The organism is Dactylosporangium sp. NPDC051485, assembly GCF_040682015.1.
GTDB lineage: Bacteria > Actinomycetota > Actinomycetes > Mycobacteriales > Micromonosporaceae > Dactylosporangium.
Window position 1 is genome coordinate 16078 of sequence record NZ_JBFAZW010000124.1, and the last position, 14349, is coordinate 30426.

The 14349-nt window shown below is 76.2% G+C and carries 11 protein-coding genes; all 11 read right to left on the reverse strand.

Features of this window, described 5'->3' with window-relative positions; all coding sequences use genetic code 11:
* Positions 1 to 71: 71 nt before the first annotated feature.
* Positions 72 to 1364, reverse strand: a complete 1293-nt coding sequence (locus AB0M46_RS43655; protein WP_363346124.1) for a SidA/IucD/PvdA family monooxygenase — start codon at positions 1362 to 1364, stop codon at positions 72 to 74.
* A 10-nt stretch (positions 1365 to 1374) separates the two neighbouring features.
* Positions 1375 to 1998 carry an isochorismatase family protein gene (locus tag AB0M46_RS43660; RefSeq protein ID WP_363346126.1) on the reverse strand — a complete coding sequence of 208 codons (624 nt, stop codon included), beginning with the start codon at positions 1996 to 1998 and terminating at the stop codon, positions 1375 to 1377.
* 7 nt (positions 1999 to 2005) lie between these two features.
* Positions 2006 to 3592, reverse strand: coding sequence for a (2,3-dihydroxybenzoyl)adenylate synthase (locus AB0M46_RS43665; protein ID WP_363346128.1), 1587 nt, complete (start codon positions 3590 to 3592; stop codon positions 2006 to 2008).
* Positions 3582 to 4772, reverse strand: coding sequence for an isochorismate synthase (locus AB0M46_RS43670; protein ID WP_363346130.1), 1191 nt, complete (start codon positions 4770 to 4772; stop codon positions 3582 to 3584). The genes AB0M46_RS43665 and AB0M46_RS43670 overlap by 11 nt, the downstream gene beginning before the upstream one ends.
* 26 nt (positions 4773 to 4798) lie before the next feature.
* Positions 4799 to 5551, reverse strand: coding sequence for a 2,3-dihydro-2,3-dihydroxybenzoate dehydrogenase (locus AB0M46_RS43675; RefSeq protein WP_363346132.1), 753 nt, complete (start codon positions 5549 to 5551; stop codon positions 4799 to 4801).
* 30 nt (positions 5552 to 5581) lie between these two features.
* Entirely contained in the window at positions 5582 to 6907 is a 1326-nt protein-coding gene (locus tag AB0M46_RS43680; protein WP_363346134.1) for a cation:proton antiporter, read from the reverse strand.
* Entirely contained in the window at positions 6900 to 7685 is a 786-nt protein-coding gene (locus tag AB0M46_RS43685; protein WP_363346136.1) for a siderophore-interacting protein, read from the reverse strand. Before AB0M46_RS43685 ends, AB0M46_RS43680 begins: the two co-directional genes overlap by 8 nt.
* Entirely contained in the window at positions 7682 to 8482 is an 801-nt protein-coding gene (locus AB0M46_RS43690; protein WP_363346138.1) for an alpha/beta hydrolase, read from the reverse strand. Before AB0M46_RS43690 ends, AB0M46_RS43685 begins: the two co-directional genes overlap by 4 nt.
* Positions 8473 to 10185, reverse strand: coding sequence for an ABC transporter ATP-binding protein (locus AB0M46_RS43695; RefSeq protein ID WP_363346140.1), 1713 nt, complete (start codon positions 10183 to 10185; stop codon positions 8473 to 8475). Before AB0M46_RS43695 ends, AB0M46_RS43690 begins: the two co-directional genes overlap by 10 nt.
* Positions 10178 to 11797: an ABC transporter ATP-binding protein gene (locus tag AB0M46_RS43700; protein ID WP_363346142.1), complete on the reverse strand. Its 1620-nt coding sequence runs from the start codon at positions 11795 to 11797 to the stop codon at positions 10178 to 10180. The genes AB0M46_RS43695 and AB0M46_RS43700 overlap by 8 nt, the downstream gene beginning before the upstream one ends.
* A 61-nt stretch (positions 11798 to 11858) precedes the next feature.
* The coding region (locus tag AB0M46_RS43705; RefSeq protein ID WP_363346144.1) for an amino acid adenylation domain-containing protein at positions 11859 to 14349 on the reverse strand (2491 nt) is incomplete at its 5' end.

Consider the following 14349-nt stretch of genomic DNA (forward strand, 5'->3'; position numbering starts at 1 on the left):
CATCGCGCCGCCGGCCAGCGGCGGCTCGGCGCCGACGGGAGGAACGGTGCCGCTCGGCTTCGCCGGGTCACTCAGCGCGCCGTGTTCACCAGCGGACGCGGGGCCGCCCCGGCATCGGCGGGGCGGCGGCCGGCGATCGAGGCGGTGATCTCGCCCGCGCGGACCGCGACGGCGGAGAGCAGGGTCGAGGTGATGCCGTGCGCGTGCTCGGTGCCGCCCTGCAGGTAGACCCCGGCCCGCAAACCGTCGTCGGTGGCCACCCGGTAGTCCCGGCCGACGAGCGGCAGGCGCTCCTCGTCGCGGCGGCAGTGCCCGGCGGCCGCGCCGAGCAGGGCCAGCGCGTCGACGGGCCGGTAGCCGGTGGCGTAGACGATGACGTCGGCCGGCAGCTCCGTGCGCGCGCCGGAGGGCAGGTGCTCGACCACGGCGGTCACCCCGTCGGGGCGGGCGTCCAGGGTGGCGATCCGCGAGGCGTTGAGCATGCGCAGGCGGGGGCGGCCGAGGACCTGCTCGCGGTACGCCCGGCGGTAGAGGTCGGTGATGAGCTCGCCGTCGACGACCGAGTAGTTGGTGTTGCGGTGGTAGTCGAAGAGCATGCGCTTGACGTCGGCCGGGGCGTCGAAGTACAGGTCGACGGCGGACGGGTCGAAGATGCGGTTGGCGAAGTTGCTGTCGTCGGCCGGGCTGTAGCCGTAGCGGAAGAACACGGAGCAGACCTCGGCCGTCGGGTAACGCTCGTGCAGGAACGCGACCGACTCGGCGGCGCTCTGGCCGGCGCCCACCACCAGGAAGCGGCTCGGCGCAGGCACGGCGAAGGCCTCGGCGCGGTGCAGGATGTCGAGGTTGTGCCAGACCCGCTCGGCCGGTGCCACGCCGGGCGGCAGGCTCGGCTCCAACCCGACGGCCACGACCACGTTGCGGGCCCGCACGCGGCGCGGGCCGGTGACGACCTCGAGCAGCTCGCCGCCCTCGACCGGCACGACGTCGGTGACGGTGTGGCCGTAGCGCACGGGCACGCCGACGCGGTCCGCGGCCCACCGCAGGTAGTCGTGGAACTCCACGCGCAGCGGGTACATCGTCTTGTAGTTGATGAAGTCGGCCAGCCGGCCCTGGGCGTGCAGGTAGGACACGAAGCTGTAGCCGCTGGCCGGGTTGCGCAGGGTCACCAGGTCCTTGAGGAACGACACCTGCATGGTGGCGTCCTCGAAGAGCATGCCCCGATGCCAGCCGAAGCTCTCCTGCCGCTCCAGGAACACGGCGCGGACGGGCTCGGGGGCGGTCGCGTTGTGCTCCTCGATCGCGATCGCCAGCGCGAGGTTGGACGGGCCGAAGCCGATGCCCACGACGTCGTACACAGGGTCCATCTCGAACCTCTCAGCTGAAGGTGAGCTCGGCGGCGGTGGCCACGACGCCGCAGCGGTCGCGGACGTGGCACAGGGCGTCGCGGTGGTGGGTGGGGCTGAAGTCGGCGACGGCGTCGGCGACGACGAACGGCTGCAGGTCGCGCATGAACGCGTCCAGGGCCGTGGCGAGCACGCCGATGTGCGCGTAGACGCCGGTGATGACGAGCTGGTCGCGGCGGCCCAGCACGTCGGCGAGCGGGGTGCCGACGAAGGCGCTGTAGCGGCGCTTGGTAATCCGCACGTCGCCGGGGGCGGGGGCGAGCGCGTCGACGATGGCCAGCGCTCGTTCGTCCGGCGGCGGGCCGTCGCCCCAGAAGTCCTGCAGCAGGCCGCGCTCGGCCCGGCTCTGGCCGCCCGGCTGGGCCGAGAACACGACCGGGATGCCGAGCTCGGCGGCGAGCTCGCGCAGCGCGTTGATGTTGTCCACCACCCGGCCCAGCAGCGCCTGGTCGGCGGTGCCGAAGGGGGCCAGGAAGTACCGCTGCATGTCGTGCACCAGCAGGACCGCGCGCGAAGGGGCGGGCCGCCAGGGCACGCGGGCGTCGGCCAGCCCGAAGCCGGTGGGCACGGGGTACGGGGTGATGCGAGGCAGCACGGGGGCTTCAGCCTTCCTGAAGAGCGCGCAGGGCCGCGCGCAGCTCGCGCCGGCTGACCTTGCCGACGCCGGTGAACGGGAACTTCTCGAGGACCTGCAGGCGGTCCGGGATCTTGTAGCCGGCCAGGCCCCGCTCGTGCAGGTGCCGGCGCAGGGCGGGCAGGGTGGGCGGGTCCTGCCCGGCCCGGGGCACGACGAAGGCGCAGGTGCGCTCGCCGAGGTACGCGTCGGGCACGGCGACCACGGCGGCGTCGTGCACGGCGGGGTGGGTCAGCAGGTGGTTCTCCACCTCCTCGGCGGCGATCTTCTCGCCGCCCCGGTTGATCTGGTCCTTGGCCCGCCCCTCCACGACGAGGTAGCCGTCGTCGCGGCGGCGGACCACGTCGCCGGTGCGGTAGAAGCCGTCGGCGGTGAACGCCTCGCGGTTGTGCGCGGCGGCCCGGTAGTAGCCGCGGATGGTGTACGGGCCGCGGGTGAGCAGGTGCCCGGGGCTGCCGTCGGGCACCGGGCGGTCCTCGTCGTCGACGATGCGGATCTCGTCGTCGGGGCTGATCGGGCGCCCCTGGGTGTGCAGCACGACGTCGTCGGGGTCGTCGAGGCGGGTGTAGTTGACCAGGCCCTCGGCCATGCCGAAGACCTGCTGCAGGCGGCAGCCGAGGGTCGGGGCGACCCGGGCGGCGACGGTGCTGCCGAGCTTGGCCCCGCCGACCTGGAGCACCTCCAGGCTGCTCAGGTCCGGCCCGGGGTCCATGGCGGCGACGGCGTCGAGCCACAGCAGGGCCAGCGGCGGTACCGCGGCCGTGATCGTGACCCGCTCGGCCGCGACGAGCGGCAGGACGGTCGCGGGGTCGGGCCGCCGGGCGAGGACAACCCGGCCGCCGGCATGCAGCGCGCCGAGCACCCCGGGCGAGGACATCGTGAAGTTGTGCGCGACCGGCAGCGCGGCGAGGTAGGCGCTGTCCGCGGTCAGGCCGCAGATCTCGGCGCTGGCCCGCACGCTGTACAGGTAGTCGTCGTGGGTGCGCGGGATGAGCTTCGGCAACCCGGTGCTCCCGCCCGACAGCTGCAGGAAGGCCACCTCGTCCGCCGTGGGGCCCTCGCCCTCGAACGGAGCGGCGTACAGCGTCGACAGTCCAATGTGGATGTCGGGCTCGCCGGCCACGATGGTGACCGCCGGGGCCGCGGCCGCCGCCAGGGTGCGGTGGTCGAAGCCCTCGTGCACGTCCGTGGTGATGAAGGCGACCGCCTCGGTGTGGGCGCAGAAGTAGCCGATCTCCGCGGCCCGGTGGGCCGGCAGCGCGAAGACCGGCAGCGCGCCCAGGCGGAACAGCGCGAAGATGACGTCGAAGTATTCGGCGCGGTTGGGCAGCTGCACCACCACCCGGTCGCCGCGGCGCACCCCGATGCGGTGCAGCCCGGCGGCCAGGCGCAGCGCGCGGTCGCGCAGCTCGCCGTAGGTGACCCGCCGCTGCCCGTCGACGATCGCGACGCGCTGCGGATGCCGGCCGGCCCGCGAGCGCAGCAGGTCGTCGAAGGTCTGGCCGGTCCAGTAGCCCTGCTCGCGGTACCGCCGGGCGAACTCCTCAGGCCACATCGGCGCTCTCCGCGGCCAGGCCGAGCGCGGCCAGCATCGTGCCGAGCTTGGCGGACGTCTCGGCCAGCTCGGCCGCCGGGTCGGAGCCGGCGACGATCCCGGCCCCGGCGTAGAGGTCCAGCCCGCCGGGGTCGGCCAGGGCGCAGCGGATGGTGACCGCCCACTCGCCGTCGCCCTCGGCGTCGACCCACCCGACCAGGCCGGTGTAGAGGCCGCGGTCGAAGGCCTCGAGCTCGCCGATCGCGGCGCGGGCGGCGGCGGTCGGGGTGCCGCACACGGCCGGGGTCGGGTGCAGCGCGGTGGCGAGCGCGAGGGCGCTCACCTCCGGGTCGGCGACGGTGCCGGCCACGACGGTGCCGAGGTGCCACATGGTGGACGTGCGCACCAGCGCGGGCCCGGCCGGCACGCTCAGCTCGGCGCAGTAGGGCCGCAGCGCGCCGGCCACCGCGTCGACGACCACGGCGTGCTCGTGGCGGTCCTTCGCCGAACGCAGCAGGGCGGCGGCGCGGCGGGCGTCCTCGGCCGGGTCGGCGCTGCGCGGCGCCGAGCCCGCGAGGGGGTGCGCGACGACCCGCCGCCCCCGGCGGGAGACCAGCAGCTCCGGGCTCGCCCCGAGCAGCGTGCGCCCGCCGCCGACGTCGATGCCGAAGGTGTGCGCCGAGGGATCCCCCGCGGCCAGCGCCCGCACCACTGGGGCGGGGTCGAAGCCGGGCGCGTCGACCCGCAGCGAGCGGGCCAGCACGACCTTGGTGTAGGCGCCGGCGTCGATGTGCCGTACGGCGCGGGCGACGGCCTCGGCGTAGCGGGCCGGCTCGGGCGCGGGCCGCAGCCCCCGGATCCCGACGGTGCCGGCGGCCCGCACGCCCCGCCCGGCCCCGGGCGGGGCGCCGCGGCGCAGGCGCATCGGCACGACGAGGTGGTCCCGGCCGCCGGGGGCGAAGGGCACCGCCCCGACCACGGCGCGGACCGGGTGCCCGGCCGCCTCGGCCACGCCGAGCACCGCGCGGACGCGGCGGTCGAGGTCGGCCAGGCCGTCGGGGCGGCCGGACGGGGGCACGGTGAAGTACGTCCCTTCGGCGAGCAGCGTGCCGCGCGGCGACGCGAACACCGACGAGGCGCCGGGGCGGTACTGCGCAACGAGATCGGACTCGGTCTCCACGGAGACGGAGGCGGTGGTCACTGGTGGTTGCTCCCTTCGGCCGGCGCTCAGGCGCGCAGCGTTGCCCCGCCGTCGACGTACAGGTCGTGCATGGTGATGTGCCGGGCCCGCTCGGAGGCGAGGAAGAGCACGGCGTCGGCGATGTCGCCGGGCTCGGCGAGCCGGCCGAGCGGGATGCCGGCCCGGAACGCCGCTGGGTCGCCGGCGACGACCGCGGCCGCCCCGTCCGGCCCCCACAGGGCCCGCTGCATCGGCGTGTCGGTCGACCCGGGCGCGACCACGTTGCAGCGGATGCCGAAGGGCGCCAGCTCCAGCCCGAGGCTCTTGGTGAAGTGGGTGGCGGCCGCCTTCGACGCGGCGTAGGCGGCCATCCCGGCCCGCGGCACGCCGGCCGCGTTGGAGGAGACGGTGACGATGACGCCGGACCGGCGGGGCACCATCCGCCGGGCGACCGCGCGGCTGGCGTGGAACACCCCGGCCGTGTTGACGGCGAACGTGTCGGCCCAGTCGGCGTCGCCGAAGCCGACGACCGGCCCGGTGCGCAGGATCCCGGCGACGTTGGCCAGGACCCCGATCGGCCCCAGCTCGGCCTCGGCCCGCTCGACGAGCGCGTCGACCTCGGCCGCGACGGCCACGTCGGCGGCGATGCCGGCGATCCCGTCGTGCCCGGCGGCGAGCTCGCCCACCGCGTCGCCGTCGCGGTCCACGGCGGCGACCCGGGTCCCGCCGGCCGCGAACGCCAGCGCCACGGCCCGGCCGATGCCGCGGCCGGCCCCGGTGACGAGCGCGATCCCGTCCATGATCCTCCCCATTGTTTAGGTTAGCCTAACCTAAATTCCAGTCGGCGCGAGGGCCCGCTTGCGCTCGTGCTCGGCCGGGGTCACGTCGACCCGGGCCATCGCCCGGCGCAGGATCGGCGGCCCCATCACCGACGTGACCACCGCGATGAGGACGATGACCGTGTACGTGGCCACGTTGAGCACGCCGAGGCGCAGCCCGGTGGTGGCCACCACGACCTCGACCACGCCGCGGGCGTTCATCCCGGCGCCGAGCGCGATCGCCTCCCAGTGCGACAGGCGGCTGCCCCGGGCCCCGAGGTACGCCCCGGCGAACTTGCCCAGGATCGCGATGGCCAGCAGCGCCACGGCGGCGACGAGGACCCGCCAGTCGGCCAGCGCCGTCAGGTCCATCCGCAGCCCGGCGGTGGCCAGGAACACCGGGGCGAGCACGGACAGCGTGACCGTGCGCAGCGGCGTCAGGTCGGTCCACAGTGGATGGGCAGCGTCCTCGGGCCCGCCGCGGGCCTGGCCGACGAGGATCCCGGCGACGAACGCGCCGAGGAGGGCCTCCATGCCCATCGCGTGGGTGGCCGCCGCGCCGAGCAGGATGACCACCACGGCGGTGGTGACCCGCGGCCCGCCGTCGCCGGCCCGCCCGGCCGCCCGCAGCGCCCACCGCACGAGCGGGCGGCCGAGCAGCAGGGCGGCGGCGAGGAAGCTCAGGAGGTACACCACGGAGAGCCCGACCGACCCGGCGTGCACGCCGGTGGTGGCGGCGGCCGCGACCACCGACAGCAGCAGCCACCCGACGGCGTCGTCGACCGCGCCCGCGGCCAGGGTGAGCTGCCCGATGTCGCGGTGCAGCAGGCCCATGTCGGCCAGGGTCTTGGCGATGACCGGGATGGCGGTCACGCACATCGCGACGCCGAGGAACAGCGCGAAGACCCAGCGGTGGGTGCCGCCGGGGATGAGCACGCCGGGCACGACGAACCCGGCGGCGACGCCGAGCGCGAGCGGCAGCAGCAGCCCGGCCAGGCTCACCCGCACCCCGGTCGCCCCGCGGCGGCGCAGCATGGCCAGGTCGACCTGGGCGCCGGTGACCCCGACGAGCAGGAGCACGCCGACCTGGCCCACCGCGTCGACGAGGTGCAGCTGGTTCGCGTCGGCGGGCAGCAGCCAGGCCACGGACCCGGGGGCGAGCGCGCCGAGCAGCGACGGGCCGAGCAGCACGCCGGTGAGCAGCTCCCCGACCAGCGCCGGCAGGCCGAGGCGCACCGCGAGGCGGCCCAGCGCGAGGGCGAGGAGCAGCAGCAGCGACAGCTGCAGGAGGAAGACCAGCAGCGCGTGCGGCGCGAGGCTCGGCAGCGGGCTACTCATGGTCGTCGTCGTGGTGGTCGAGGTTGACCACGCCGCGGCGCCAGTACCCGTCGATCTCCAGCCACTCGCGGTTGAGCCCCAGCCCGCGCAGGTGACGGCGGATCGGCTTGAGCCCGGTGGCCTCGCCCGCGATCCAGACGTAGCCCTCGCCCGGCGGGATCGGGTGGGCGAGCACCGCCTCCGTGAGGGTCTCGCCGCGATCGCGGTGCAGCCAGCGCACGGCCGCGTCGGCCCGGGTGGCCAGCGGCTGCTCCTCCTTGGGCCCGTCGACCTCCACGAAGGCGTGCACCCGGGCCCGCTCCGGCAGCCGCTCCAGCCACGCGCCGAGCGCGGGCAGGGCGGTCTCGTCGGCGCCCAGGAGGTACCAGTCGAAGGTGAACGGCACGAGGTTGGACCCCCGCGGCCCGAGGATGCCCACGCGCTGCCCCGGCGCCGCCTGGGCGGCCCACATCGCGCCCGGGCCGTGCCCGTGCAGGGCGAAGTCGATGTCCAGCTCGCGCCGCTCGGGGCGCAGGTAGCGCACCGTGTAGTCGCGGTAGATCGGCAGCGGCGCGCCGGGCGGCGGCGGCTCCAGGCCGTCCTCGCCGAGCGTCGGCATGACCGGCAGGCCGGCCCCGGGCTCGGGGAAGAACACCTTGACGTGGTCGTCGGGTGCGGCGTGGCAGAAGCCGTCGAGCTGCTCGCCGCCGAGCGTCACCCGGACCATGCCCGGGGTCAGCGTGCGGACCTGGCGCACCTCGAGCAGCCGTGGGGTGAGCTCGTGCCAAACGAGGGTCATGCGGGGTCCTCCTGGTTGAAAAAGGCGATCATTCGGGCGTTCACCGGGCCTGGTTGCTCCAGGTATCCGTAGTGGCCGGCGTCGGGGATCTCGGCGTAGCGGGCGCCCGGGATGGCCGCGGCGACCGCGCGGGCGCCGGGGGCCGGCGCGACGAGGTCGTCGGCGAAGCCGAGGACGAGGCAGGGAAGACCGATGCGGGTGTACTCCCCCAGCCGATCGGACTGCGCGTCGAACTCGGTCCGGCTCGGGGAACCGGCGCTCGTTCCCGGCAGCGGCACGGCGAACACGTCGAGCCAGTCCTGGGCCGCGCGGTCGTCGGCGAGCGTGCGCGGCGAGAGGTTGAGGGCGGCCCGGACCACCGCGAGGTACTCCCCCGGCACCTCGGCCTCGCGGGCCGCGGCCGCGCCGATCGCCCATTGGAACGCGCCCTGCCGCCCGAAGGTGGCCATGAGCACGGCCCGGTCGACCAGCTCGGGCCGGCGCAGGCACAGCTCGGCCGCGACCCGCGCGCCCATCGACGACCCGGCGAGGCGGCACGGCGCGAGGCCGAGCCGCTCGACGATCGCGGCGGCGTCGGCCACGAGGTCGTCGAACGTGACCAGCGGTGGCGTGTCGCTGGGCGGCACCCCGCGCGCGTCGAACGTGACGACCCGGAACCCGGCGGCGACCAGCGCCGGCACCTGGTGCAGGTGCCACGTGCGGCCGCGGGCCCCGCTGCCGGCGAGCAGCAGCACCGCCGGGCCGTCGCCCTGGTCCTGGTACTGCAGCCGCACCCCGTTCACCTCGATCACCGCCACGCCGGCTCCAGCGGCTCGCCGGTCCCGTCGGCCACGACCCGGCCGGCGTCCAGCCGCACGACCCGGGGCAGCCGCTCGATGGTGCTGGGCCGGTGGGCGATCACCAGCACCGTGCGGTCGCGGCGCAGCCGGGCCAGGGCGGCCTCGATGCGGTGCGCGGTGGCCGGGTCCAGGTCGGCGGTGGCCTCGTCGAGGATGAGCACGTCCGGGTCGATCATCGCGGCCCGGATGAGCCCGACCAGCTGCCGCTCCCCGGCGGAGAACCGCTCCCCGCGCCGGCCCAGGTCCGCGTCGAACCCGCCGGGCAGGCCGGCCACCCAGCCGTCGAGGCCCAGCCGCGCGGCCGCGGTGGCGAAGTCGGCCGTGGTCGGCTCGCCCGGCGCGAGGGCCAGGTTGTCGGCCAGGGTGCCGGCGATGACGTGCACCTGCTGGGGGATGAGGACCAGGCGGCGGCGCAGCTCGGCCGGGTCGAGGGCGGCGAGGTCCTCGCCGTCGAGGCGGACGGTGCCGGCGTCGGGCCGGTAGAGGCCGCACAGCAGCTTGGCCAGCGTGGTCTTGCCCGACCCGGTCTCCCCGACGAGCCCGGCGTGCTCCCCCGGCCCGAAGGCCAGGTCGACCTCGTGCAGGACGGGTTCGCCGTCGCGGTACGCGTACGTGAGACCCTTCGCGACGAGGCCGGTTCCGCGGGTGCGTGCCGCGGGAGCGCTCGCCGGCGCCTCGGTGGCGTCGAGCAGGTCCAGCAGGCGGGCCAGGCCGACCCGGGACTGCAGCATCTCGCCGACGACGAGGGTGAAGTCGTCGACCGAGCTGAACAGGTCGCGGCTGGCCAGCACGAAGGTGACCACCACGCCGACGCTGACCACGCCGGATCCGGCCAGCAGGCCGCCGCCGGCCAGCAGCGCGGCGGTGGTCAGGCCCTGCACGACCCAGGTCGCGTCGATCCAGGTCGCGGCCCGCTGGGCGGCACGGGCGGTGCGCTGGTAGCCGACGGCGTCGCCGCGCAGCCGGGCCAGCCAGGTGCCGGTCGCCCCGTCGATCTGCAGCTGCTCGCGGGCCTGCAGGCTCTCGGCGAAGGTGGCCGCGAGGGTCGCCTGCGCGGCCGCCTCGGCCGGGTAGGCCCGCTCGGCGGCCCGCCGGAACGCCCGCGTGATGAGCCACATCGGCGGGGCGAACACGACGAGCAGCAGCGCGGACAGCTGCCACGACGAGGTGAGCAGCACGACCGCGGTGAAGACCAGGTAGCCGCCGAGCGAGATGACGTCGGGCAGCTGGCTGCGCACGAACGTGGCCAGCTCGGCGATCTCCACCGTGGCGCGGCGCAGGAGGTCGCCGCCGCGGTGGGCCTCCAGGAACCGCAGCGGCGTGCCGCCGAGCCGCTCCACGACCAGGTCGCGCAGGCCGTGCACGACCCGCTCGCCGGCCCGGGTCAGCAGCACCTCGGACCGGCGCAGCAGCAGCATCCGGGCGACGACCAGGACCAGCACGGCGGCGGCGATGGCGAGCAGCCCGTCGCGGTCGCGCTCGAGCAGCCGGTCCACGGCCCGCCCGATGAGCACCGGCACCAGCGTGAGGGCCAGCGTGGACAACAGGTTGACCGCGACGCCGGCCGCGACCGCCTTGCGGTGGGGGCGCAGGTGCGGCCAGGCGCGGCCCAGCACCCGGCGCAGGTCCGGCTCCTCGGCGAGCATCCGCACGTCAGGCATTGCCCACCAGTTCCTCCACTCGATCGGCGTGCTCGGCCACCGCGGGGCGCGAGGTGGCGAAGACGACCGTCACGCCCAGCTCGCGCAGGCCCGCGAGGATGCGCTGCTCGGTCCGCGCGTCGACGGCGGACGTCACGTCGTCGAGCAGCAGGACCTGGGCGCCCCGCAGCAGCCCCCGCGCGAGGGCGAGGCGCTGGAGCTGGCCGCCGGAGACGGTATTGCCGCGCTCGCCGACCTCGGTGGCGAAGCCGTCGGGGAGGCCCTCGACGAATTCGAGGATCGCGGCGGTACGGCACGCCGCGCGCAACTGCCCGGCGGTGATGTGGTCGCGGCCCAGGCGCAGGTTGTCCTCGATGGTCCCGGACAGCAGCAGGGGTCGCTGGCCGACCAGCGTGATGGCGCTTCGGACGTCCTCGATGCGGGCCTCGCGAAGGTCCGTTCCCGAGTAGCTGACGTGTCCCTCGCCGGGGTCCTCCAGCCGGGCGAGGAGCCGCAGCAGCGTCGACTTCCCGCTGCCCACCGGGCCGGTGATCGCCACGAACTCGCCCGGCTTGACGTCGAGGTCCGGCAGCTTGATCGGCGCGCGTTCCCCGCGCTCGACCACGGCGCCGACGATTCGGACATTGCCGGTGTGGTCGAACCCCCGGCCTCCGCCGGACAGCTCGGGCTCGGCCGCCAGGACGGAGCCGATGCGGCCGGCCGCGGTCCAGGCGTCGCCGAGCTGGTTGAACCGGAAGGTGAGCATCATGACCTGGCGGCCCAGCAGGGTCATCCAGCCGGCGAAGGCGACCAGCCCACCGACCGAGAACCGCCCGTCCAGCACCGCCAGGCCCCCGGCGGCGAGCCCGACCGCCGTGGCCAGCCAGGGCACGAACGGCGCGTGGGCGGCCCACGAGGCCGCGATGCGGGCCAGCGCGAGCGTCCGGTCCCGCACGGTCCGGCTGGCGGCGTGGTGCCGGCGGACCAGCACGGCCTCGCCGCCGAGACCGCGCACCGCGGTGCTCGCCGACAGCAGGTCCTCGACGGCGTCGGCCCGGGCGCTGTGCGCGGCGGACAGGGCCGAGTTGGCCCGCTCGTACCGGCCGGGGTACCACAGGTTGACGGCGAGCAGCAGCGGTACCGTGCCAAGACCGACGACCGCCAGCACCGGCTCCAGCGTGGCGACCACCACGAGCACGGTGACGAGCCCGAGCACGCCGCTGGCCAGCGAGGGCACCGTCGAGAGCCAGACGATGAGGGTCTCCACGTCGCGGGTCCCCCGGGTGACGAGGTCGCCGGCGGAGAACCGGTGCGCGGCGCGCGCGTCCCAGCCCAGCACCCGCCCGGCCAGCCGCTCCAGCAGCGCGTTGCCGGTGCGGACCCCGGCGAGCGTCGCCCACCAGCGCATCGCGAACTCGGCGCCGGTGAGCGCCACGGAGACGGCCAGGGTGGCGCCGGCCCACCAGAGCAGGGCGCGCCGGTCGCCGCCGGTGATGCCCTCGTCGAGCGCCCGGCCGAGGCACCACGGCAGCAGGATCAGGCCGCCCTGGTACCCCAGGCCGCCCACCCACGACGCGGCGACCCCCGGTCCGGAGCGCCGCAGCGCCCACCCGAGCAGCGCGGCGGGCCTCATGCCGCCACCTCCGCCAGGGCGCGGACGCCGACCAGGCTCGACCCGACCCCTGCGACCGGCCTCATGCCGCCACCTCCGCGAGGGCCGCGACGGTGCCGAGGTCGACGAGGTCGCGCAGGCTCAGGTCGAGCCCGGCCGCGCGGGCCAGGCTCACCAGGCGCATGGCCGCGATGCTGTCGCCGCCGAGGTCGAAGAAGCGCTCCTCGGCGCCGACCTCCTCGAGGCCCAGCGCGGCCGCGAACAGCCCGGCGAGGCGCTCCTCGGCCGGGCCCCGCGGCGGGCGGCCGGCCGCGGCGAAGACGGGGCGGGGCAGCGCGGCCCGGTCGAGCTTGCCGTTGACGGTCAACGGGATCGCGCCGACCGCGACGACGGCGGCCGGCACGAGGTACCCCGGCAGCCGCTGTCCCGCCCAGGACCGCAGCGCCGCGGGCTCGGCCGCGCCGACCACGTAGGCGATGAGCCGGCCGCCGTCGGCGACCACGACGGCCTGCGCGACCTGCGGGTGCTCCGCCAGCGCGACGGCCACCTCGCCGGGCTCGACCCGGTGCCCGCGGATCTTCACCTGGTCGTCGGCGCGGCCGAGGTAGTCGATCCGCCCGTCGGCGGTCCAGCGCACGACGTCGCCGGTGCGGTACAGCCGGGCGCCGGGCTCGCCGCCGAACGGGTCGGCGACGAACCGGGCCGCGGTGAGCCCGGGCCGGCGCAGGTAGCCCAGGGCCAGCTGGGCGCCGCCGATGTACAGCTCGCCGGCCACCCCGGGCGGCACGGGCCGCAGCCGGTCGTCGAGGACGTAGAGCGCGGTGTTGGCGACCGGGCGCCCGATCAGGGCCCGCGGCACCTCCTTGACCCGCTGCACGACCGAGTCCACCGTGCACTCGGTCGGACCGTAGAAGTTGTACGCCTCGGTGCCGGGCAGGTTCGCCATGGCCGTCCACAGTGGATCGGGCACGGCCTCCCCGCCGACGCCGAGCACGGCCAGCCCGGCCGCGTCGAACCCGGCCGCGAGCAGCTGCTCCAGGTGCGACGGCGCCACCTCGATCATGTCGATCCGGTGCTGGCGCAGCAGCTCGGCCAGCAGCCGCGGATCCCGTCGGGGCTCGTCGGTGACCAGGTGCAGCTCGTCGCCGCCGAGCAGGGCGAGCAGCGGCTGCCACGAGGCGTCGAACGCGAACGACCAGTTGTGCGCGACGCGCAGCGGCCGGCCGAGGCGCTCGGCGGCGGGGCCGAGGATCCGGTCGCGGTGGCTGTGGAAGAGGTTGACGACGGTGCGGTGCGGCACGAGCACGCCCTTCGGCCGGCCGGTGGAGCCGGAGGTGTAGATGACGTACGCCGGATGGTCCGGCGTGATCGCGGCCCTCGCGCCCCGGTGCTGCGGCAGCTCGCCGTCCAGGACCAGTCGCGCGGCGCCGGCGGGAAGCAGGTCCGCCGTGCAGCGCACGGCGAGGGTGACGACCGGCCGCGCGTCCTCGAGCATCGCGGCGATGCGGGCCGGCGGGTACTCGGGGTCGATCGGCAGGTACGCCGCGCCCGAGCCCAGCGCGCCCAGGATGGCCGGCACGATGTGCTCGCCCCGCGGCAGCAGCAGCGCGACCAGCTCCCCCGGCCGGGCCCCGGCCGCGGCCAGGACGCCGGCCAGCTCGTCGGCCTCGGCGACCAGCTGCGCATAGGTCCAGCGGCGCGCCCCGACGACCAGCGCGGTCGCGTCCGGGGTGCGCGCGGCCCACCCGGCGACCAGCCCCGGCAGGGTGGCCGGGGTGACCGGCAGCGCCCCGTCGTTCCAGTCGCGCAGGATGCGCCGCCGCTCGTCCGCGGTGAGCGCGTCGGCCCGGTCCACGGCCCGATCGGGGTCGGCGGCGACCCCGGCGGCCAGGGCGACCAGCCGGTCGAGCAGCAGCCGGGCGGTGGCCTCGTCGAAGGCGTCGGTGCGGTACTCCAGCGTCAGGTGCAGCCCGTCGTCCTGCGCCGCCACCAGGGTGAGCGGGTAGTGAGTGGCGTCGCGGGCACCGGCCCCGGCCAGCTTGAGCCCCGCGGCCCGCTGGCTGTCGTCGAGCCGCTCGGCGTCGACCGGGTAGCTCTCGAAGACGACCAGCGTGTCGAACAGCTCGCCCACGCCGGCCAGGCGCTGGATGGCGGCCAGCCCCAGGTGCTGGTGCTCGATCAGGCCGGCCTGCTCGGCCTGCAGCCGGGCGAGGAACGCGGCCCAGCTCTCCCCCGGCACCAGGCGGGCCCGCACGGGCACGGTGTTGATGAACAGCCCGATCATGTCCGCGGCGCCGGCCAGCTCCGGCGGGCGCCCGGCCACGGTCGCCCCGAAGACGACGTCGCCGCGGCCGGTGAGCCGGCCCAGCAGGACGGCCCAGAGCGCCTGGACGAGCGTGTTCGGGGTGATGCCGCGGGCGCGGGCCAGGGCGGCCGCCGCGGGCGGCAGCTCCACGCTCACCTCGCCCGGCAGCCCCGCCGGTCGCCCGGTGGCGCCGGGCGCGACGAGGGTCGGCTCGGCTGTAGAGGTCCCCGGCCAGCTCCGGTGCCCCGTCGGCCCGCCGCGAGTGGCT

What these genes read in the sequence shown, in the direction of transcription:
- AB0M46_RS43655 (WP_363346124.1), bottom strand. Translation starts at nt 1,364, where the DNA reads ATGGACCCTGTGTACGACGTCGTGGGCATCGGCTTCGGCCCGTCCAAC.
- AB0M46_RS43700 (WP_363346142.1), bottom strand. Translation starts at nt 11,797, where the DNA reads ATGAGGCCCGCCGCGCTGCTCGGGTGGGCGCTGCGGCGCTCCGGACCG.
- AB0M46_RS43675 (WP_363346132.1), bottom strand. Translation starts at nt 5,551, where the DNA reads ATGGACGGGATCGCGCTCGTCACCGGGGCCGGCCGCGGCATCGGCCGG.
- AB0M46_RS43685 (WP_363346136.1), bottom strand. Translation starts at nt 7,685, where the DNA reads ATGACCCTCGTTTGGCACGAGCTCACCCCACGGCTGCTCGAGGTGCGC.
- AB0M46_RS43665 (WP_363346128.1), bottom strand. Translation starts at nt 3,592, where the DNA reads ATGTGGCCTGAGGAGTTCGCCCGGCGGTACCGCGAGCAGGGCTACTGG.
- AB0M46_RS43680 (WP_363346134.1), bottom strand. Translation starts at nt 6,907, where the DNA reads ATGAGTAGCCCGCTGCCGAGCCTCGCGCCGCACGCGCTGCTGGTCTTC.
- AB0M46_RS43695 (WP_363346140.1), bottom strand. Translation starts at nt 10,185, where the DNA reads ATGCCTGACGTGCGGATGCTCGCCGAGGAGCCGGACCTGCGCCGGGTG.